The 20,076-nt window shown below is 47.0% G+C and carries 17 protein-coding genes; 5 read left to right on the forward strand and 12 right to left on the reverse strand.

What is annotated here, in order from left to right:
* Positions 1–32: 32 nt before the first annotated feature.
* The 4 genes from BMW45_RS25710 to BMW45_RS25725 all read right to left on the reverse strand — a co-directional run bounded on the left by BMW45_RS25710 (position 33) and on the right by BMW45_RS25725 (position 5,388).
* A complete protein-coding gene (locus tag BMW45_RS25710; protein WP_092250609.1) occupies positions 33–2,141 on the reverse strand; it encodes a glycoside hydrolase family 3 C-terminal domain-containing protein in 2,109 nt (702 codons plus the stop codon).
* An 86-nt stretch (positions 2,142–2,227) separates the two neighbouring features.
* The gene (locus BMW45_RS25715) at positions 2,228–3,061 is read right to left on the reverse strand and encodes a carbohydrate ABC transporter permease (protein ID WP_054789989.1); all 834 of its coding nucleotides are present in this window, start codon (positions 3,059–3,061) and stop codon (positions 2,228–2,230) included.
* A gap of 1 nt (position 3,062) precedes the next feature.
* The gene (locus tag BMW45_RS25720; protein WP_092250612.1) at positions 3,063–3,935 is read right to left on the reverse strand and encodes a carbohydrate ABC transporter permease; all 873 of its coding nucleotides are present in this window, start codon (positions 3,933–3,935) and stop codon (positions 3,063–3,065) included.
* Positions 3,936–4,026: 91 nt separating this feature from the next.
* Entirely contained in the window at positions 4,027–5,388 is a 1,362-nt protein-coding gene (locus BMW45_RS25725; RefSeq protein ID WP_092250615.1) for an extracellular solute-binding protein, read from the reverse strand.
* Between the two features lie 225 nt (positions 5,389–5,613).
* On the opposite strand from BMW45_RS25725, the gene BMW45_RS25730 reads away from it, so the two are divergent.
* The 3 genes from BMW45_RS25730 to BMW45_RS25740 are packed head-to-tail and all read left to right on the forward strand — an operon-like array spanning position 5,614 to position 9,446.
* Positions 5,614–7,224: a helix-turn-helix domain-containing protein gene (locus tag BMW45_RS25730; RefSeq protein WP_143057084.1), complete on the forward strand. Its 1,611-nt coding sequence runs from the start codon at positions 5,614–5,616 to the stop codon at positions 7,222–7,224.
* 22 nt (positions 7,225–7,246) lie between these two features.
* Positions 7,247–8,044: a sensor histidine kinase gene (locus tag BMW45_RS25735; RefSeq protein ID WP_092250621.1), complete on the forward strand. Its 798-nt coding sequence runs from the start codon at positions 7,247–7,249 to the stop codon at positions 8,042–8,044.
* A complete protein-coding gene (locus BMW45_RS25740; RefSeq protein ID WP_166433475.1) occupies positions 8,037–9,446 on the forward strand; it encodes an ATP-binding cassette domain-containing protein in 1,410 nt (469 codons plus the stop codon). Before BMW45_RS25735 ends, BMW45_RS25740 begins: the two co-directional genes overlap by 8 nt.
* 110 nt (positions 9,447–9,556) lie before the next feature.
* On the opposite strand, the gene BMW45_RS25745 is transcribed toward BMW45_RS25740, so the two are convergent.
* The 8 genes from BMW45_RS25745 to coaBC all read right to left on the reverse strand — a co-directional run bounded on the left by BMW45_RS25745 (position 9,557) and on the right by coaBC (position 18,331).
* Complete coding sequence (locus BMW45_RS25745) at positions 9,557–10,450, reverse strand: MetQ/NlpA family ABC transporter substrate-binding protein (protein WP_092250627.1); 894 nt, start codon at positions 10,448–10,450, stop codon at positions 9,557–9,559.
* Positions 10,451–10,496: 46 nt separating this feature from the next.
* Complete coding sequence (locus BMW45_RS25750) at positions 10,497–11,162, reverse strand: methionine ABC transporter permease (protein ID WP_025233491.1); 666 nt, start codon at positions 11,160–11,162, stop codon at positions 10,497–10,499.
* Complete coding sequence (locus tag BMW45_RS25755) at positions 11,152–12,174, reverse strand: methionine ABC transporter ATP-binding protein (protein ID WP_242883242.1); 1,023 nt, start codon at positions 12,172–12,174, stop codon at positions 11,152–11,154. Before BMW45_RS25755 ends, BMW45_RS25750 begins: the two co-directional genes overlap by 11 nt.
* Positions 12,175–12,563: 389 nt before the next feature.
* A complete protein-coding gene (gene pepV, locus BMW45_RS25760; protein WP_092250633.1) occupies positions 12,564–13,967 on the reverse strand; it encodes a dipeptidase PepV in 1,404 nt (467 codons plus the stop codon).
* Positions 13,968–13,987: 20 nt separating this feature from the next.
* Positions 13,988–14,440: a GatB/YqeY domain-containing protein gene (locus BMW45_RS25765; RefSeq protein ID WP_092250636.1), complete on the reverse strand. Its 453-nt coding sequence runs from the start codon at positions 14,438–14,440 to the stop codon at positions 13,988–13,990.
* Positions 14,441–14,531: 91 nt separating this feature from the next.
* A complete protein-coding gene (locus BMW45_RS25770; protein ID WP_092250639.1) occupies positions 14,532–16,121 on the reverse strand; it encodes a peptide chain release factor 3 in 1,590 nt (529 codons plus the stop codon).
* Between the two features lie 180 nt (positions 16,122–16,301).
* The gene (locus BMW45_RS25775) at positions 16,302–17,117 is read right to left on the reverse strand and encodes an alpha/beta hydrolase (protein ID WP_025233496.1); all 816 of its coding nucleotides are present in this window, start codon (positions 17,115–17,117) and stop codon (positions 16,302–16,304) included.
* Between the two features lie 5 nt (positions 17,118–17,122).
* Positions 17,123–18,331, reverse strand: a complete 1,209-nt coding sequence (coaBC, locus tag BMW45_RS25780) for a bifunctional phosphopantothenoylcysteine decarboxylase/phosphopantothenate--cysteine ligase CoaBC (RefSeq protein ID WP_092250642.1) — start codon at positions 18,329–18,331, stop codon at positions 17,123–17,125.
* 84 nt (positions 18,332–18,415) lie between these two features.
* On the opposite strand from coaBC, the gene BMW45_RS25785 reads away from it, so the two are divergent.
* Together BMW45_RS25785 and sigG are read left to right on the forward strand one after the other, a co-directional pair.
* Entirely contained in the window at positions 18,416–19,186 is a 771-nt protein-coding gene (locus tag BMW45_RS25785) for a type III pantothenate kinase (protein WP_092250645.1), read from the forward strand.
* Between the two features lie 108 nt (positions 19,187–19,294).
* Positions 19,295–20,071 carry an RNA polymerase sporulation sigma factor SigG gene (sigG, locus tag BMW45_RS25790; protein WP_025233499.1) on the forward strand — a complete coding sequence of 259 codons (777 nt, stop codon included), beginning with the start codon at positions 19,295–19,297 and terminating at the stop codon, positions 20,069–20,071.
* Positions 20,072–20,076 lie beyond the last annotated feature (5 nt).

Here is a 20,076-nt window from a genome sequence, read left to right on the forward strand (position 1 = left end):
TCTCCTTCTTCAGCTTTCTTTCACACAGTCCCTTACAGCTCCACCCGGGCTCTTAAGGGCTCGGAGCCCATAAGCAGACAGCTCCTGCCGTCAGGCTGGCTGCCGCCCGCATAAATGTCGTACCGATGCCCATCCAAGCGACGTTCCCCGTCCTGGTCCACCACACAGAAAGCCAGACCCGGAAGACAGAAGCTTACCTCTCTCTCCTGTCCCTTTGCAAGACTCACCCTTGCAAAAGCACACAGGGAATGATTCCTCACTGCAAGGGAAGAATCCAGGTTCTTCATATATACCTGAACCACTTCCTCACCATCTGCCGGTCCTTCGTTCCTGACCTTCACAGATACGGACACGCTGCCATCACCTGCAGGAACGCACTCTAAGTCCCTGTACCGGAAGCTGGTATAGGAAAGGCCGAATCCAAAGGGATAAAGGGCTTCTTCTTTCATATACCGGTAGGTCCGGTTTTTCATGCTGTAGTCCTCATAGGGAGGGATCTCCTCCTCAGACCGATAGAAGGTGACTGGAAGTCTGCCTGATGGGCTGGTCTTCCCAAAGAGGACTCTGGCTACGGCCATTCCGCCCTCAGCACCGGGATACCACGCCTGCAGGATTGCTTTTACGCTTTCCGCCTGATCCAGCCACGCCAGGTCCATGGCGCTTCCAGACATATTTATCACCACCAGCGGTATGCCAGTCTCTATGAGTGCTGTCAGCAGGCGGCGCTGAGATTCAGGAAGTGCCAGAGAGGGCTTATCCGCCATACTGATTGCCTCATCAAAACGGTTACCCAGATCCTGCTGTTCCCCCTCATACCTCTCATCCAGTCCCACGCATATAATGGCTAGCTCTGCCTTTAGGGCTGCAGTCACCGCCTCACTTATGCGGTCTCCCGGCAGTGCCAGCCGTTCTACACGGTCTTTCATGGTATGGCATCCTTCTGAGTAAAAGATTCTAGCATCCTCATCAAGAAGATTCTCTATTCCGTCCAGTACTGTCACATACCGGGGCGCTGTGCCGTGGTAATTGGCGATGAGCGGCCAGCGGCTGTCCGCATTGGGCCCGATGACAGCCACCTTCTTAAGCTTCCTGTCAAGAGGAAGAAGCCCGTTATTCTTTAAGAGGACCATGGATTTTTCTGCCGCATGGATAGCCAGTTCTCTGTGTTTTTTGCATCCCACCGTCTCATAAGGAATCTGATTGTAGGGACAGTCCTTATCAAAAAGCCCCAGACGCATCCTGGTGCGCACCGCATGCACCGCTGCCTCTGTGATCTCCTCCTCTGTCACCAGGCCCTGCTCATAGGAACTTAAAATATGCAGGTAAGTATTTCCACAGTTGATATCGCAGCCATTTCTCAGTGCCATGGCTGCGGACTGAGCGGCGGTATCCGTCACATGATGGTTTTCATGGAAATCCTTGATGGCCCAGCAATCAGACACAAAATACCCGTCAAACTTCCACTTCTCTTTCAGAATATCCTGTATCAGAGTTTTGCTGCCACAGCATGGCTCTCCGTTGGTCCTGTTATACGCACCCATGACCCCTTCCACCTTGCCTTCGGTTACGCAGGCCTCAAAGGCAGGCAGATAGGTCTCCCACAGATCCTTTCTGCTGACTCTGGCATCAAAGGTATGGCGCTGTTCCTCCGGTCCGCTGTGTACCGCAAAGTGTTTGGCACAGGCTGCTGCCAGTAAGTATTCGCCCTCTCCCTGGATTCCCTGTATGAATCCCACGCCCAGTCTGCCGGAAAGGTATGGATCTTCTCCATACGTTTCATGGCCCCTTCCCCATCTGGGATCACGGAAGATATTCACATTAGGAGACCATAGGGTCAGCCCTTTATAGATATCCCGGTCCTCCAGGGCCGAATAGGCATTGTACTTTGCCCTTGCTTCCATGCCCGCTGCAGTACCGATCTCCTTCATCATCTCCTCATCAAACATAGCCGCCATACCGATGGCCTGGGGAAACATAGTTGCCGTCCCCGCCCTGGCCACGCCATGAAGCGATTCATTCCACCAGTGGTATCTGGGGATCCCCAGTCTTTTGACTGCCGGGGCATCAAATCTTAGCTGGGAGGCCTTCTCTTCTAATGTCATCTGACCGACTAATTTCCTGGCCCTCTTTTCAAAATCCATATCAAATCCTCTCCTTTCTCACTAACTGTCCCTTGATATCTGTCCCTTGATATCTGTCCCTAAAGATTTGTCCCTTCCGGGCTCACTCAGCCTTTAACCGCTCCCTGGGTCAGTCCGTTAACCACCTTTTCCTGTGCAAAAAAGTACAAAAGGATGACCGGAAGCGATCCTATCAGGATAGCGGTAAGCACTGCCGGTATATTCACAGACTGCATGCCGTAGAATTCCCGGATCCCTAAAGGCAGGGTCTTCTTTCCCGTACTGTTGATCAGCACGTTGGCATTAATGAATTCATTCCAGATGTTCAAAAATGTATATACTACGATTGTAGAAATAGCCGGACCAGACAGGGGAAGTATGATATTCTTAAAGGTTCCCACAATGCTGCAGCCGTCAATGATGGCCGCTTCCTCCAGCTCCTTTGGTATCTCCCGGAAAAACTGAGTCAGTATGAAAACGGCAATAGGAATGTTGTAACTGACATAAGGCCCCACCAGGCCGGTTAAGGTATCCGTCAGCCCGATGCTGCTTAAAAGCGTGAATGTGGGGATCAGTGTCGTATGTACCGGGATCATCATTCCCGCGATAATGGCAAAGTAAAGCAGATTCCTTCCTCTATATTTAAGCCTTGCAAAGGTAAAGGAGATCATGGATGATACGACCACAATGATGAAAACACTAACTCCTGACACCACAACGCTGTTTAAGAAGTACCGGAGAAAATCTGGTTTTAAGACCAACTGGTAATTTCCGAAAAACGGCTCTTTTGGAAGTCTCCAGATATTGGTTAAGTATTCCCCCATGCCTTTAAAGCTGTTGATGACCAGAAACACAAAGGGGAATCCTGTAATCAGTGCAATAACGATGCTGATCGCATAGAGAATGGCATTCTTTATTTTTCTTTTTAACAACACGCCCATATTATGCCGCCTCCTTATCTCTCGTAATGTAAAGGAACATGCATGCAATGGCAAAACACAGAATGAACATGCTGGCAGCAATGGCGCTGGCATATCCCATACGGAATTCCGTAAACCCTTTCTTGTACATGTAGGTGGCCATCAGCTCTGTCGCCCTGTTGGGCGCGCCGCCCATCATGACATAGAATAAGTCAAAGTATTTTAAAGACCCCACCAGCTGCAGGACAGCCGCCGAGCGCAGGGTCGGTACAAGAAGCGGAAGAGTAATTTTCCAGAAACACTGCTCCCCATTTGCCCCGTCAATCCTGGCCGCCTCATAAATGTCCGTCGGGATATTGGTCAGTCCCGCCTTTAATATAATCATATAGAAGGGAATGAACTGCCAGCATATGACGAACAGAATGGAAGGCATGGAGGATCTTCCCTCCAGAAAAGCAATGCTTTTTAACCCCAGCTTCTGCATAAGACTGGCTATCAGGCCAAAATAGGGATCGTAAAACAGAATCCACATGATACCGGTAGCAACCGTGGACAGCAGCATTGGCATAAAAAACACCGTACGGAAAAACCTTGTTCCCTTAAGCTCCTGATTAATCAGCAGGGCTAGGAGCAGGGCTCCGGGGAGCTGGATAGCCACGGAGACAATGACCAGGATTACGTTATTCCCCATGGCATTCCAGAACAGGGAATCCCCGAATAGCTCGATGTAATTCCCAAACCCTGCAAAGGTCCTGTTGGCGCTGATCCCCTTCCAGTCCATAAAGCTGTAGATGAATGTCCTGACGATTCCCACTACGTTAAATGTACCGTAAAACAGCAGGGCCGGAAGCACGAACAGCGTTATGATTCCTATATGTTTATTTCGTTTGCTCATATAATCACTCCTTCTCACAGAGGACGATCCGGAATGAGGGCGTTGCAACATGCATTCTGCCATGCAACACCCTCTCCTTCCATGTCATGTATTATTTCTTAACCAGATCCTTCTGTGCCAGTGCTTCCATGTCAGCGGCCGCCTGCTCTGGCGTGGTGGTGAGTCCAAAGAGGTCATAGGTGGTCTGCTTATGTAAGTTTCCAAGCTCTGTTGGCAGGAACTGATCGTAGAAGTTCTGCATATAAGATGCATGAACCAGAAGCTCCTCCATCTGTTGCAGCTTGCTGTCCTTGATTTCCACACCCTTTATTCCGGTGAGGATGCCAGCGGTATCAGACATATCCTGGGCATACTCCTGATCTGTCAGGACTTTTACCAGTTCCATCGCTTCTTTGGGATTTTTGCAGGAAGCAGAGATAGAATATCCGTTGCCTCCTCCTAAGATCTCGTCTGCCTTCCCTTTGCCGCCTTCTATTACAGGGTAGTTGAACAACCCCAGATTATTCTCGTAGAAATCCGGTTTTTCAGACTTACAGTTGGATACGAAGCTGTTCGTCTGTACAATGTGAGCTGCCTGACCGCTGTAAAACAGCATTCTGGATCCGCCGGTATCATAGTTGATACCATTGAGGCCTTCTGGGTAATATCCTTTCTTCACCCAATCCTGGATCCTCTGTCCGGCTTTAATAAAGCTTTCATCCTCAAACGTAGCATTGCCGGTACGGTTATAGGCGTCAAGGAACGTCTGGGAGCCTCCCTCTCTAAGGGACAGCCATATAAAGGTAAGTGCACCCGGCCACTGGCTGGAATTGCCCTCGGCAAAAGGGATGATGCCATGTTCCTTAATAATTTCACAATTGGCCTCAAGCTCTTCTACCGTCTCCGGAACCTTAAGTCCCAGATCCTTGTAAATCTCGGTATTATAGTACACAGGGGCTGCGCCTGCCCGGAAGGGCACTGCCCAGTATTTCCCCTCAAGTTCGAAAAGAGACAGGGCCGACTCGTGGTAAATATCAGAGATTTTTCTCACATCCTCGTCAATATCAAGCACCTTTCCCTCTTCCACAAAGGACTGGAGCCAGCCGCCGCCCCAGGAGATGAATATATCCGGCTCCTGTCCGGCTGCCATGGCGGTGGTAAGCTTGGTCTTATAAGGGTCGTTCTCCATGGGCACCTGTTCCACCTTCACATTGGGATGGCTGGCCTCAAATCTCTCAATACAACGTTTCACTACCTCCTGCCGTTTGGCGTCATTTTCAATATGCCACAGCGTAAGGGTGATATTCTCCCCAGTCTTTGCTTCCCCTCCCTGGCTCTCCGCTCCCCCAGCGGATACCTTTGAAGCCGTCGTTCCACCCGCTGCTGCGCCACTTTGGGAAGTTCCGCTGCATCCTGCAAGGGCTCCTGCTGCCATAGTTGCTGCCAATACACATGCAAGAATCTTTTTGTTCATACTCCTTCTCCTTTCTCGATCAACCTGTTCACAGGTGTTTGATGGAACTTATCATAAGATTCTTTTAAGCTTTTTACAATGCACCGTTTTTTAGAATATGTGTAATATTTCTATTTTTGTATATTTACAGCATATTTTTTATGCATTTTTACTAGTTCCTCCATTTACACTACTATTTTGGTATGCTATATTAATGACAAATTGATAAGAGAAAGAAGGGGTCCTGTGATAAGTGAAAGAATGAAGGTGCTCATAGCCGACGATGAATTCCTGATATGCGAGCTGATTAAAAAGATGATCCTATGGGATGAGCTGCAGCTGGAATTTGCTGGCTGCGCCCACAACGGTCAGGAGTTGTTTGGGCAGATTCAGGAAATACGCCCTGCCATCGTGATTACGGACATCAGCATGCCTGTTATGGACGGCATTGAGCTCATCCGCCAGACACGATATCTAAATATTCCCTGCCGCTTCATCATCGTAAGCGGCTATAAACAGTTTGAATACGCTCACAATGCCTTAAAATATTCGGTAGATGACTATATTTTAAAACCCATCAATGAAAACGAACTGAACCAGGCCCTTAAGAAAATCATGGAAGAATTGAATAGCCATCAGAACCAGGCTGCAGGTAATGCTATGCCTTCCATCCACACAGAACATCCCGGCAGATCCTTTTTCTTAAAGCGTATTATTTGGGAAATCCAGGACCCTGCTGTCCCGCTGGAGCAGGTCGTCGGGGAATATGGCATAGACTTTAAACCCGGACTGTTCTGTATCCTCTGCCTTAAGCTTGACTTTGTCAACCAGAGTGCCGATAATCTGGACAATATCGGCTCCTTAAACAAAAAGCTGATCTCCATGTTCCACGAGGAATTTGAAGGCTTCTGCTTCCAGGTCCTTTCGTGCATGGAGGGCAGCGCTATCTATCTCGGCATCAATTATCCCCGGCAGGCGGCCGGATCTTTTTTTAGCCATCTCCAGGAATTTTACCAGAAGGCCTGTAACCTTCTGGACCTATTTGCCGGACTTAAGATTACCGTGGGTGTCGGCGATTCCTATGATAAAATCTCCTCCTTCGGACAGTCCAATAAGGACGCCATGGATGCTGCCTATTACCGCATGCTGTCAGGCTGCGGCCAGATCCTGTACTGGAAGAAGCTGCCTCCGGTTCCATATCTTACAGAGGTGGAAAAAAACTTATATTTACAGCAGTTCAAAAAGGCCATTGAATCCGTAAACATCACGGATTTCATGGCAACATTAAATCAGTTGTTTTTCAGGCCAAAGAACCTCTTTCCACTGTTTGACATCATAGACATGCTGGGGGAGATATGCCGGTTGCTTGTACGCATGGACTTATCTTTGGACCAGGAAGAGGTGCCGCTTGACTACTTATCCGGCCAGATCCACTACGCCATAGAAAACGCATTGTCTTTAGATGCCTTAAAGTCTGCCATATCGGAACCTGTGTCCTACATATTTGAAAATATCCACAAGGCTGTCCAGGCTCAGAACACCCGCCCCATCCGCATGGTACTCAAATACATCGAGGAACATTACACAGATCCAATCCGGCTGGAGGATGCAGCGCTTTTAGTAACCTTAAATCCTGCCTACCTATCCAATATCTTTAAAAAGGAGACCGGTGAGAATTTCGTGGACTATTTAAATTCATACCGGATCGGTCAGGCCAGGGAGCTCATAAAGGACTCAAATCTGTCCATCAATGAGATTGCATATTCCACAGGCTTTCAGGATGCCCGTTATTTCAGTAAGCTTTTTAAAAAATACGTAGGCATCACGCCGAAGGATTACCGAAAAATATACAGTTGACATGTAAAGGGAAAGAAAGACTATGAAGCTCTTAACAGAAAAGAAATTACAAAAGCTCTTAGAGGAGCATAGCCAGAAGGCCGTCCGTGATAATGCGCGTTACTATGAAAATGAAATCCTGAAGAAGCAGACCGAACTCCTAACCCTGCAAAATCAGATAAACCCGCATTTTCTGTATAATGCCCTGGAATGCATCCGTGCACAGGCCGTACTAAGCGACATGGGGGAGATAGCGGATATCACCTACGCCCTGTCAAACTTCTTCCGCTACAGCATCAGCACAAAAAGCGACTTTGCCACTTTGAACGATGAAGTAAATGTAATCAACAATTATATGAAGATCCAGCAATACCGCTTCCGCGACAGATTCTGTCTGAACGTGGATCTGCCGGATACCTGGAGCAGCATCATGGATGCGGTGATTCCAAAGCTCACCCTGCAGCCCATTGTGGAAAACAGCATCGTACATGCCTTTACGGAATCCGCAGACAACGGGGTTATTACCATAGAAATTATCCCTGCCAAAAAGCATATTAATATCCGCATATCCGATAACGGAAAAGGGATCGATTCCGATACCCTTAAGATGCTGAACCATTCCCTGGAGCAGGAGTACTATGTCTCACCCAATCACGGCAAAAGGAGCACCGGCATTGCCCTGTGGAACGTAAACCGGCGGCTGAAGCTGGTCTTCGGAGACAGCTACGGGCTCCATGTATCCAGTACACCTGCCCTGGGAACCGATGTGGAGATTCACATCCCTTACATCTCCGTGAATTCCGATGACTTTTCCCAAACCGGAGGAAATACCTATGCCTGATGAACTGTACCGGATACAGGATCTATGTTTGCGCAAAGACAATACCATGCTCATAGACCATCTGACTATGTATCAATATAAGGGTGAAATTATCGGACTCATGGGACTTCACGACTCGGGAAAGACTCTGCTTTCCCTTATCCTCTCCGGCCAGGAGCTTCCGGACAGCGGCAGATTCTACTATGAAGAGTCTCCTGTTTCCTGTCAGAATCTGGCCTCCCACGTTGCCCTGGTGCAAAGGCACAGCTCCCTGATTCCATCTCTCTCAGTGGCGGAAAATGTGTTCATCGTCCGGCGCCATAAGAGGAGAGCCTTTCTCATGCATAGAAAGCTTATCCTCCATGAGGCGCAGAATTACATGCGGGAAATGAAGCTTACGATTCCACCCCATGCGCAGGTGAAACATCTTACAAGATCAGAGCAATGTCTGGTGGAAATACTGAAAGCTTATATCCTGGGAGCCAGGCTGATCATCCTGGATGACATTCCTCTGACCTTCTTTCAGGACCCACAGTTCTCCATGATGTATCAGTATCTGAAAGAAAAAAAGGTTTCTTTCCTTATAATATCCTGTGATATATACCAGCTTCAGCTCTTTTCAGACCGCATTTACTTTATGGACGACCACCGTATGGTTAAATGGGTATACAATGAAAAAAGGAATGCCATTGATATCTCCAGACTGTACAGCCGCCCATTGGCTTACACAGAGCCTTCTTCCCACGAATCCCCAGTCGTGGCGATGAAAGCGGACGGGCTCTGTTACGGTTCCTTAAAGCACATTTCCTTTGAACTTCATGAAGGCGGGATCGTTGCCATCTTTGACTTATTCCGCAACGCCTCATCCCAACTGCTGGCCCTCCTCTCCCATCCCCGGGATCTGACCTCCGGCTCCATCAGCGTCTATGAAAATCCCGTCAAAGGAGAGAGCTGCGCTTCCTTTGTTTTTGCCGGATTTGATCTGGAGGACTGTATCTTCGAAACACTGTCCACCAGAGATAATATATGCATCGGCAGCTACAGGAAACTGGCCGGTCCCCTGGGCATCCTAAAACGCGCCAGAATGCAGTATGTGGAACAGACTTTCCTAAAAGAATATGAGGAAGAAGGGTTTGTCCCCCGCTCCTCCTGCCGGAAACTCCCCAAGAAGGAAAAGCTGGCCATGTACTTATACCGGCTTGAGCTTCTGCGAAAGAAAATCATCTTCTGCATCTATCCGGAAAAATATATTGATTATGACACCCTGCATATGCTGAAGAAATCCCTGCTGCGCATCGCCAGAAGAGGAAATACCGTTTGCATCATTACGTGTGACTTTGAAAAGATATATCCTCTGGCGGAGCGCCATCTGATCCTGTCGTTAGATTCCATACAGGAGTATGCCGGCGGAGACAATGCGTAAGCCGGCGGCATTTTATTTAACTAGCATTTCATACAAAAAAAGGCCGCTATGGGAGCTGTTTAAAGCGAATCCATAACGGCCTTTTATTTATTTCATAAGGAAGTTCCTGTTTAGAAAGAAGGAACTACCGCACCTTCGTAGGTGTCTTCGATAAACTTTTTAACGGTATCGCTTGTTAAAGCCTCAATAAGAGCTTTGGTCTTCTCGCTGCTTTCCTCACCTGCACGAACCGCAATAATATTACTGTAAAGGGTTGCTGCTACAGACTTTGCATCTTCCACAGCCAGAGCATCGGATACCTTTAAGCCTGCCTCAATGGCGTAATTTCCATTGATAACAGCCACATCCACATCGCCTAAAGAACGGGGAAGCTGAGCAGCTTCTACTTCAACGATCTTAAAATTCTTATCGTTCTTTACAATATCATTCTTGGTTGCATCCAGCTCAACGCCTTCTTTTAATCCGATCAGACCTTGGTCTGCCAGTAAAAGAAGAGCTCTTGCTTCGTTGGAAACATCATTTGGAACTGCGATCTGGGCTCCGTCAGCAAGCTTATCAATAGAATCTGTCTTTCCTGCGTAGATGCCGAAGGGTTCATAATGAATGGCTGCCGCACTTACAAGATCGGTTCCTTTCTGCTCATTGAACTGATCCAGGTATGGCTTGTGCTGGAAATAGTTGGCATCTAAGTCCCCGGATTCAAGAGCCATGTTTGGCTGCACGTAATCCGTATATTCTTTGACTACCAGCTCATAGCCTTTTTCTTTTAAAATATCCTTTGCAGCATTTAAAATCTCTGCATGAGGAGCCGGAGTTGCTCCGACAATGATCTTCTCCAGCTGACCGGTCGTTTCAGCTGCCGTTGTTTCTTCTGCTTTTGTTTCCTCTGATGATGCAGCCTGGGTTGCTGCAGGTGTTGCGGGCGCTTCCTTACTTCCTGCGCATGCTGTCAGCGCTGCTGCTGCAACCAGTGCAGCCGAAAATACATAAAGTGACTTTTTCATAATTGTTCCTCCTTGAAATTTTTTATGGTAACGCCTGAGGCAGTTACTATTTAACCCGTTTGTCGCTTTTTTTGGATAATTTCATTCCGGTTTCCTGAATGATCTGGACGATGATCACAAGGATCGCGACTGTTACAAACATCATTTGTGTCTGATAACGGTAATATCCATATCGAATCGCAATATCACCGAGACCGCCGCCGCCTACAAATCCGGCCATAGCGGAATAGGACAATATGGTTGTTACGGAAAGTGCTGCTCCTACTAAGAGGGAAGGCTTTGCCTCCGGGAGGAGAACCTTACATATAATTTGAAACGTAGAGGCACCCATGGATTTCGCCGCTTCTATCACACCGCTGTCCACTTCCTTAAAAGAAGACTCCACCACTCTGGCAACATATGGTGCTGCTGCTATTACTAAAGGCGGAATCACGGCCTTTGGTCCCAGAAGCGTTCCAACAATCATTTTTGTAACGGGTATTACCATAATAAGCAAAATAATAAAAGGTATGGAGCGGAACAGATTGATAACAAGTCCCAAAACCTGCTGGAGCCAGGGGATTGGATGAATTCCATCTTTATCTGTAACAATTAGTATAATACCCAGAGGGATACCGATAAGATAAGAAAAAACGGAAGATGTCAGCGTCATAAACAAAGACTCTCCTATACCGGTAATAAGCATTTGTATCGTTGTCGCATCAAAGGTCATGTTTCTTCACCTCCTCATGTGTAATCCCTGCTGTTTTTAAATAACTAAGCACCCGGTTCTGGTCAACTTCATTATCTGGAAGCTGGATGACCATCTGTCCCATAGCGGTTCCGTTAATATCTCTGGTCTCGGCATGCATAATGTTCACCGGTACCTTACAGGCTAATATCATATTGGCGAGGACCGGCTCAAAGGAAGACCGTCCGTCAAAGGAAATCCGGACTCTTTTGGAGCCGCCGAAACGGCTGACTTGTTCCGCCGCTTCCCCTAATATAAGCTGTCTGCCGATCTTTGACTTTGGCTCAGAGAATATTTCCTTTACGCTTCCCACTTCTGCAATATGGCTCTGGTCAATAATCGCCACCCGGTCACAGATAGCTTCTATTACTGACATCTCATGGGTGATAACAACCACAGTTACTCCCATGGTCTTGTTAATATCTTTTAATAGTCCAAGTATGGACTTTGTGGTATTTGGATCCAACGCACTTGTGGCTTCATCGCAAAGGAGAACCTTTGGATTGGTTGCCAGAGCTCTTGCTATGGCTACCCTTTGCTTCTGCCCACCTGAGAGTTGAGCCGGATAAGCCTTGGCCCGGTCCTTAAGACCCACGATTTCCAAGAGCTCCATGGCTCTTTTTAACCCTTCCTTTTTGGGTGCCTTGGCGATTTCCAGCGGAAAGCACACATTCTGAAGAACGTTCCTTTGAGCCAGCAGGTTGAACTGCTGAAAAATCATGCCCATGGACTGTCTGGCCAGTCTCTGCTCCTGAGGCCGCATGGCGGTCAGACTCTTGTTTTCAAAAAGTACATCTCCTGATGTCGGTATTTCTAAATAATTGATACAGCGGACCAAAGTACTTTTTCCGGCTCCGCTTAAACCGATAATTCCAAATATCTCTCCCTGTTCTATGGACAGGTTGATATCGTCTAGGGCCTTAATCGGGCCGCCTGTGGTACGAAACTCTTTTCCCAGTCCCACCAGCTGAATAATAGGTTCTGCTGACTGCATTTGTCTATTTCCTTTCATTATTATTGCCCATCTTTCTGAGCATAATGGAATTTCTGTAGGATGTTTTTTAAGGTACAAAAAGGCCGCAAGCCCTGCACAGACTTGCGACCTAAAATTTCCGCGTATTGCTGCTCTCAGCGAATTCCAATCACAATCCATACAAATGAAACGATTATCGTATTTTTATGCACTCTGATACACGACACATCATCATACACATGCCGTTCATCTTGTTCATATTCATCTGCATGGCTCTCCACTGGTTCATGGCAGCTACTCCTCCCACTGATTCCTATAGGCAAACTAGGAATTACTTTATGAGGCGTATTTTACGCTCTCTTCCTGTTTTTGTCAATACATATTTTAAAATTTGAAACAAAAACCTAATTTTATGAACATAAGTCTACAATCACCTGCGCGAATATCTTTGCGCTTACAATCAGTTCGTCAATGACTGCATACTCATCAGCTCCATGCATCCGGTTATCTGTCCCCGGCATGGAAGCGCCGAAGGCAACGCCGTTCTTTAATTCATGGACATAGGTACCGCCGCCCATGGATACGCACTCTCCCTTGCGGCCCGTATAGCTTTCATAAGCACTGAGCAGGGTCTTTACAAATTCCGAATTTCCATCCACATGATGAGGAGGCTTCATGGAATCATTGTGAAGGGTAAAGCCCTTTTCCGCCATGTTTCTTCTTACCACTAAAAGGACATTCTCCTCAGTCGCACAGACCGGACACCGGCTGTCAAAGGTACCCTCTAAGCCGGATTCTGTCACCTTTAAGAGACTGAATGCCAGAGTCAGGCTGCCGGAAAGCTCATCTTCCATTTTTATTCCCAAAGCTTCTCCAGAAGTATCCCCATGAGGAATCAGTTCCAGAAGGCGGCGGATCATGATCATCTGTTCGCATTCGGCCAGAGGAAGCTCTGTTAAGAATAAAAGAAGTCCGGTCAGGGCGTTATTACCCTCTTCAGGAAGAGAGGCATGAGCGCTTTTACCGATGGCAGTTATGATGGCTGTATCTTCATCCAATTTCAGTTCAAAGCGGATTCCCGTCCTTTTTTCACACTCTGCCGCTGCATGTTCAAGAACTTTTGCATCGAGGCCTGTCACAACTGCACTGGCCTTTCCAGGAACCACGTTTACTTTGGTTCCTGCCTCTACGCTAACCAGTTTTGGAAGCTGGTCAGAAGCTGTCCATTCTGCGGTGAAATGGCCGTTTAAGCCACCTTTTTCCGTATTCACAACCGGGAAGGAGCCGTCAGGAGAAAAGGTCATAGGTGCTTCCTTTTCTATGGCATAATAATGGGCGATATCTGAGCTTCCGCACTCTTCGTCCGTTCCCAGAATCAGCCGAACATTTTTATTAAGAGGAATATTCAGCTCTTTTACAGCTCTCATGGCATAAAGAGCTGCAACAGCCGGGCCCTTATCATCTGCGGTTCCCCTGCCGAATAGTTTATCTCCCTTTACTACAGGTTCAAAAGGCTCAGTCTCCTTCCAGCCTTCTCCTGCAGGCACCACATCAAGATGGGCCAGGATATCAAGCTGGCTCTCCTTGTCGTTTAAATCTGCCGTTCCAACATAATTATCATAATTGGTAATGGAGAAACCATAGGATTCCGCAATATCCAGCGCTTCATTCAAAGCTTCAAACGCTCCCGGTCCATAAGGCATCCCTTCCCTGTAGGACATCTTTTCACTGTTAATGCGGCACAGCGTACAGATGTCTTCTATCATTTCCTGCTTATGTGACTCTATATATTCTTCTATTTCTTTCCTATACATGATCCACACCCCTTTTTTTCTTATTTCATCATAGATGCCAGCACGTCATTTACTGCTTTGCCGTCTGCTTTGCCTTTTACCTTGGGCATCAGGGTCTTCATGATCCTTCCTTTGTCTGCTCCAGTAGGAGCTTCAATTCCAAGTTCCTCAAGAACAGACTGGAGGATCTCCCTGATCTGCTCCTCTCCCATATCCTCCGGAGCAAATTCCTTATAAACGGTAATACGAAACGCCGCTTCTTCCCGGATATCCGTCCTGTCTTCAGGCGCAAGATCATGAGTTTCCTGAGTCTGTTTGATTTCCTTCTTTACAACTGTATTGGCCTCATCTTCCGTAATAGGGGTATGATCCTTCTTATCGATTTCAAAATTCTTAAGAGCAGAAAGAAGCATGGATAAAGCATCTTTTCGCTGTTTATCCTTTGCCTTCATTGCCTCTACCATGGCTGCCCTTACTTCATCAATCTTACTCATTGTCTGCTGCCTCCTTATATTTTATGATCACTAAACCGTTACCAGCTTTCCGGCATCTAAATTGAGCGAACGACTCACAAAACGTTTTTTCTTAGTTGTGGCCGAATTCAGAAAGCTTTAGTCCCGGATTACGCTCCAATACCATGCCAACACTCCAGCTGTTGACAAATAAAAGAAGAGGATTGTCTTTTAGATCCTTGATCCGTTTCATATCGGACGTACCCTGAATCTTGGCTACATCAATTTCTTCTTTGTTCACGATCCAGCGGATATATTCATATGGAAGCTTCTCAAGCCTTACTTCCACGTTGTACTCATTTTCCAGACGATAGGTCAAAACCTCAAACTGCAGTTCTCCCACGACTCCCACGATGATCTCTTCCATTCCGGTATTAAACTCCTGGAAGATCTGAATGGCACCTTCCTGTGCGATCTGGTTTACGCCTTTGATGAACTGCTTTCTTTTCATGGTGTCCATCTGCCGCACTCTTGCGAAATGCTCTGGTGCAAAGGTAGGAATCCCCTCATATTCAAATTTTTTATTGGATTTGCAAAGGGTATCTCCGATGGAAAAAATGCCCGGATCAAAGACACCAATAATATCACCTGCATAGGCCTCTTCCACGATCTTCCTGTCCTGGGCCATAATCTGCTGTGGCTGGGACAAACGCATTTTTTTGCTGCCCTGCACATGGTATACTTCCATGCCTGCGTCAAACTTGCCGGAGACGATCCGCATGAATGCAACACGGTCTCTGTGAGCCTTATTCATGTTGGCCTGGATCTTGAATACAAAAGCGGAAAACTCCTCTTCAAATGGGTCCACAACTCCTGTTGTCGTCAGTCTTGGCAGCGGAGAAGTTGTCATCTGAAGAAAGTGCTGCAGGAATGTCTCTACCCCGAAGTTTGTGAGAGCAGAACCGAAAAATACAGGAGATAAGTCTCCCCTGCCGACCCGGTCCATATCCAGTTCATCACTGGCACCGTCAAGCAGCTCGATATCCTCCATAAGCTGCTGGTGATAGCTTTCTCCGATCATTGCATCCACCTGGGCATCCCCCAGCTGGACTTCTGTAGCCTCCACTTCCTTCTGGCCGTTCGTAGTCGCCCGGAATGTGGTTATGGTTTCTTTAAAGCGGTCATAAACCCCTTTAAATTCTCTTCCGCAGCCTATGGGCCAGTTAACAGGACAGGTCCGGATTCCAAGCACTTCCTCGATCTCATCCATCAGTTCAAATGGATCTCTTGCTTCCCGGTCCATCTTATTCACAAATGTAAAAATGGGGATATGGCGCATAACGCAGACTTTAAACAGCTTGATGGTCTGAGCCTCCACACCTTTGGAACCGTCAATGACCATGACAGCGGAATCGGCCGCCATAAGGGTACGATAGGTATCCTCAGAGAAATCCTGGTGGCCTGGTGTGTCCAGAATGTTGATGCAGAATCCGTCGTAATTAAACTGTAACACAGAGGAGGTGACGGAAATACCTCTCTCTTTTTCAATCTCCATCCAGTCGGAAACGGCATGCTTGGCACCTTTTCTTCCTTTTACGGTACCGGCCAGATTAATGGCTCCTCCGTAAAGCAGAAATTTCTCCGTCAAGGTCGTCTTTCCCGCATCCGGATGGGAAATAATAGCAAATGTTCTTCTCTTTTTAATTTCTTCCGCTATATTCACAAAAATAGTTCCTCCAAAATTCACGTCTAGATCTCGTCTATTGTAGTATGATTCTAACCATAAGTCAAGATTCTCTCTTCCATAGTTAAGCGGATTTTCGCAATCCGTTTCGCTACTTGCCCACAGTGTGCCCCGATCTACCGGGCATAACCGAATAGCAGCTATCGCTGCCTGATTCGGTTAAAAATTAGAAAGCCAGGTTTTTGCAAGAGAAATCCAGCTCTGGCAGGAAGGTTCTAAGAGGGACTCGTTGGAGCCTGCGGTTTCTTCGTTGGCCAGAGACAGGCCATGACATCCTGCAGGATAAACATGAAGTTCAAAATTTACGCCATGCCTTCTCATGGCAGAAGCCAGGAGCAGACTGTTTTCAAGGGGCACAGCAGCATCGGTATACGTATGCCACAGGAAAGCTTTCGGAGTCTTTTCCGTAACAAAGTTCTCTAAGGAAACCGCCTCTGTCTCTTCCTTTGCCGCATTCTCACCCAAAAGACTTAAGATAGAACCGGCATGCTTAAACTCCCCGCTTGTGATCACAGGGTAATTTAAAATCAGCCCGTCCGGACGGATCTCCTCCGGAGTCCGATCTATGGCTTCCCACACAAAATCCCTGTCCCAGAAAACCCCAAGACTACAGGCCAAATGCCCGGCGGCAGAAAAACCGCATGGAATGATTTTATTGGTGTCAACCTTCCATTCTGCTGCGTGCTGCCGGATGACAGCTACCGCTTCCGCAAGCTCCCTTAGGGAAGTGGGGAAACGATTGGGGTCCACGCTGTAATCCAAAACAAATGCATGACAGCCCATGGACATAAACTGCAAGGCTATGGGCTCACTCTCCCGATCTGACCGCCGGCTGTATCCGCCTCCGGGGAGCACAATAACAGCAGGGCGAAGCATATCCGGGTTAACGCTTATGCTGTCCAGTAAATAACCAGTCAAACACACCGGACCGGTCAACTGCCCTGGTACAGCGATTTGTCTTTTCTCAATTCTCATAATGCCTACTCCTTCTTTCCCTCATTCTGACGAGTAAATATCTCATCCAGAATGTGATGCGCTACTTCATCTTTTGTCATGGTCTTAAGTGGCAGCTCTTTATCCCTGGTTATGATAGTAACTACGTTGGTATCTGTTCCAAAGCCGGCTCCTTCCACTTTTAAGTTGTTGGCAACAATCATGTCTATCTTTTTTTTATCAAGCTTTACTCTTGAATTTTCCATCATATTCTGGGTCTCCATGGAAAAGCCGCAAAGAAACTGTCCCTTTCTACGGTGCTCTCCCAACCATTTAAGGATATCGTCCGTCCGTTCCAGTTCTATAACCATTTCTCCCTCTTTTTTCTTTGTTTTTTCCGTTCCCACATGCTTTGGACGGTAATCCGCCACAGCGGCCGCCTTAATGATGGCATCCTGAGATTCCGCTTCTTCCGTAACCGCATCAAACATTTCTTTTGCGCTGCCAACCTCTATGAGGTGTACAAACCTGGGCTTTGGCGTATCCGTTATCCCGCTCACAAGCGTCACATCCGCCCCTCTTAAGGAGGCAGCCTTTGCCACTGCATAGCCCATTTTCCCTGTGGAATGGTTTGTGATGAACCGGACCGGATCAATGGATTCCCTGGTAGGACCGGCCGTTACCAGAATCTTCTTTCCTGCCAGGTCTTTTTCAAAGCAGACCTCTTTTTCAATGAAATCAAATAGCACCTCAGGATCCGGCATCTTTCCTGCCCCAATATCGCCGCAGGCCAGGTACCCGAAATCAGGTTTGATTACTTCCATGCCATAGGACTCACAAATCCTTATATTATCCTGAACAATTGGATTTTCGTACATATTGGTGTTCATGGCAGGAGAAATGATTTTCTTGCATCTGCATGCCAAAACAGTGGTTGTCAACATGTCATCCGCCATCCCATGAGCCAGCTTTGCGATCACATTGGCACTGGCCGGTGCAATCATTACAACGTCGGCAAGCTTGGCAAGGGATACATGCTCTACGTTGAACTGAAAATTGCGGTCAAAAGTATCCACCAGGCATTTATTGCCTGTCAATGTTTCAAACGTAATGGGATTAATAAAATTCGTTGCATTTTGGGACATTAAGACATGTACGTTGCAGCCCTTTTTTACCAGCATACTGGCAAGTCCGGCTATCTTATAGGCCGCAATACTACCTGTTACACCCAAAATGATATTTTTTCCTTTCAGCATAAGTGCCTCCCGTTGTTTTTCGTCTTAAAATATGATACTCTACAGTATAGCACAAGAAAAAAAAGTTGGAAAGGAGTTCCCTTTATGATTTTGGCCATAGATATGGGAAACAGCAATATTGTCATAGGCGGCATCGACAATACCGGCATTTACTTTGTAGAGCGAGTTACCACCAATCACGGAAAAACCGAGCTGGAATATGCGGTTAATATAAAAGATATTATGGAAATTCACAACATGCCCCTCTCATCCATAGAAGGGGCAATCCTGTCTTCGGTTGTTCCTCCTCTTACGGATGTGGTCGTGTGTGCTGTTAAAAAAATAACAGGCAAGACACCCATGGTGGTCGGCTCCGGAATGAAGACCGGACTCAACATCAAGATGGACAACCCTAAGACCGTTGGCAGCGATTTAATCGTCAATGCGGTAGCTGCTTTAAAGGAATATCAGGCTCCCATCATTATCGTTGACATGGGAACTGCCACTACCATGTCCGTCATTGACCGGAATGGAAACTACTCCGGCGGCATTATATTCCCCGGCCTCAGAGTCTCCCTGGATTCCTTAAGCAGCCGGGCCGCCCAGCTCCCTTACATCGGTTTAAACAAACCGACCAGGGTGATCGGCAAAAATACCATTGACTGCATGAAAAACGGAATCCTTTACGGCAATGCCGCCATGATCGACGGTGTCATCGACCGTATGGAGGAAGAATTAGGGACTTTGGCAAGCCTTGTGGCGACCGGAGGTCTGGCTTCCTCTGTCGTCCCGCTTTGTTATCATAAAATTCATTATGACGAGGCTTTGCTATTAAAGGGATTGCTGGTTCTATATGAAAAAAATAAGCAGGATTAATAATGCCCTAAAAACTGGAAAATAATTTTGATCCGGCTATCGTATAAAAGCCCTCGATTGAGTACATCATTTCTGTATGAGAATAATGAATGATGCGGAGGGAAAGATATGTCTGGATACAAAGTAGAGATTTGTGGTGTCAATACTTCCAAACTTCCTCTTCTTAATAACGAAGAGAAGGAAGTTCTGTTCAAACGGATTCTTGATGGAGATAAAAAGGCCAGAGAAGATTACATCAAGGGAAACTTAAGACTGGTTCTCAGTGTCATACAACGTTTTTCCGGCAGCAATGAAAACGTTGACGACTTATTTCAGATCGGATGCATCGGTTTAATCAAAGCCATTGATAATTTCGATATTACGCAGAACGTCCGGTTCTCCACCTATGCGGTGCCCATGATTCTGGGCGAAGTACGGCGTTACCTTCGGGATAATAATTCTATCCGCGTCAGCCGGTCCCTGCGTGATACCGCTTACAAGGCAATCTATGCCAAAGAGAATTTAATGAAGAAAAACTTAAAAGAACCTACCCTGATGGAAATCGCCGATGAGATCGGAGTCAGCAAAGAAGACATCACCTATGCTCTTGATGCCATTCAAAGCCCGGTCAGCCTTTATGAGCCGGTCTATTCTGACGGCGGTGATCCTCTTTTTGTCATGGACCAGATCAGTGACAAAAAAAACTTAGAGGAAAACTGGGTAGAGGACATCTCCTTAAACGAGGCCATGAGACGCCTTCCCGAAAGAGAGCGCCATATCATTGACATGCGCTTTTTTGAAGGAAAGACACAGACCGAGGTTGCTGAAGAAATCCATATCAGTCAGGCACAGGTAAGCCGCCTGGAAAAAAATGCTTTAAAGACAATGAAGAATTACCTTTCTTAGGTAAC

Source organism: Lacrimispora sphenoides (assembly GCF_900105215.1).
Classification (GTDB): Bacteria; Bacillota; Clostridia; order Lachnospirales; family Lachnospiraceae; genus Lacrimispora; species Lacrimispora sphenoides_A.

Excerpts from the sequence above, each read along its gene's own strand:
- BMW45_RS25710 (WP_092250609.1), bottom strand. The coding sequence starts at position 2,141 with ATGGATTTTGAAAAGAGGGCCAGGAAATTAGTCGGTCAGATGACATTA.
- BMW45_RS25715 (WP_054789989.1), bottom strand. The coding sequence starts at position 3,061 with ATGGGCGTGTTGTTAAAAAGAAAAATAAAGAATGCCATTCTCTATGCG.
- BMW45_RS25720 (WP_092250612.1), bottom strand. The coding sequence starts at position 3,935 with ATGAGCAAACGAAATAAACATATAGGAATCATAACGCTGTTCGTGCTT.
- BMW45_RS25725 (WP_092250615.1), bottom strand. The coding sequence starts at position 5,388 with ATGAACAAAAAGATTCTTGCATGTGTATTGGCAGCAACTATGGCAGCA.
- BMW45_RS25735 (WP_092250621.1), top strand. The coding sequence starts at position 7,247 with ATGAAGCTCTTAACAGAAAAGAAATTACAAAAGCTCTTAGAGGAGCAT.
- BMW45_RS25740 (WP_166433475.1), top strand. The coding sequence starts at position 8,037 with ATGCCTGATGAACTGTACCGGATACAGGATCTATGTTTGCGCAAAGAC.
- BMW45_RS25745 (WP_092250627.1), bottom strand. The coding sequence starts at position 10,450 with ATGAAAAAGTCACTTTATGTATTTTCGGCTGCACTGGTTGCAGCAGCA.
- BMW45_RS25750 (WP_025233491.1), bottom strand. The coding sequence starts at position 11,162 with ATGACCTTTGATGCGACAACGATACAAATGCTTATTACCGGTATAGGA.
- BMW45_RS25755 (WP_242883242.1), bottom strand. The coding sequence starts at position 12,174 with ATGCAGTCAGCAGAACCTATTATTCAGCTGGTGGGACTGGGAAAAGAG.
- pepV (WP_092250633.1), bottom strand. The coding sequence starts at position 13,967 with ATGTATAGGAAAGAAATAGAAGAATATATAGAGTCACATAAGCAGGAA.
- BMW45_RS25765 (WP_092250636.1), bottom strand. The coding sequence starts at position 14,440 with ATGAGTAAGATTGATGAAGTAAGGGCAGCCATGGTAGAGGCAATGAAG.
- BMW45_RS25775 (WP_025233496.1), bottom strand. The coding sequence starts at position 17,117 with ATGAGAATTGAGAAAAGACAAATCGCTGTACCAGGGCAGTTGACCGGT.
- coaBC (WP_092250642.1), bottom strand. The coding sequence starts at position 18,331 with ATGCTGAAAGGAAAAAATATCATTTTGGGTGTAACAGGTAGTATTGCG.
- BMW45_RS25785 (WP_092250645.1), top strand. The coding sequence starts at position 18,416 with ATGATTTTGGCCATAGATATGGGAAACAGCAATATTGTCATAGGCGGC.
- sigG (WP_025233499.1), top strand. The coding sequence starts at position 19,295 with ATGTCTGGATACAAAGTAGAGATTTGTGGTGTCAATACTTCCAAACTT.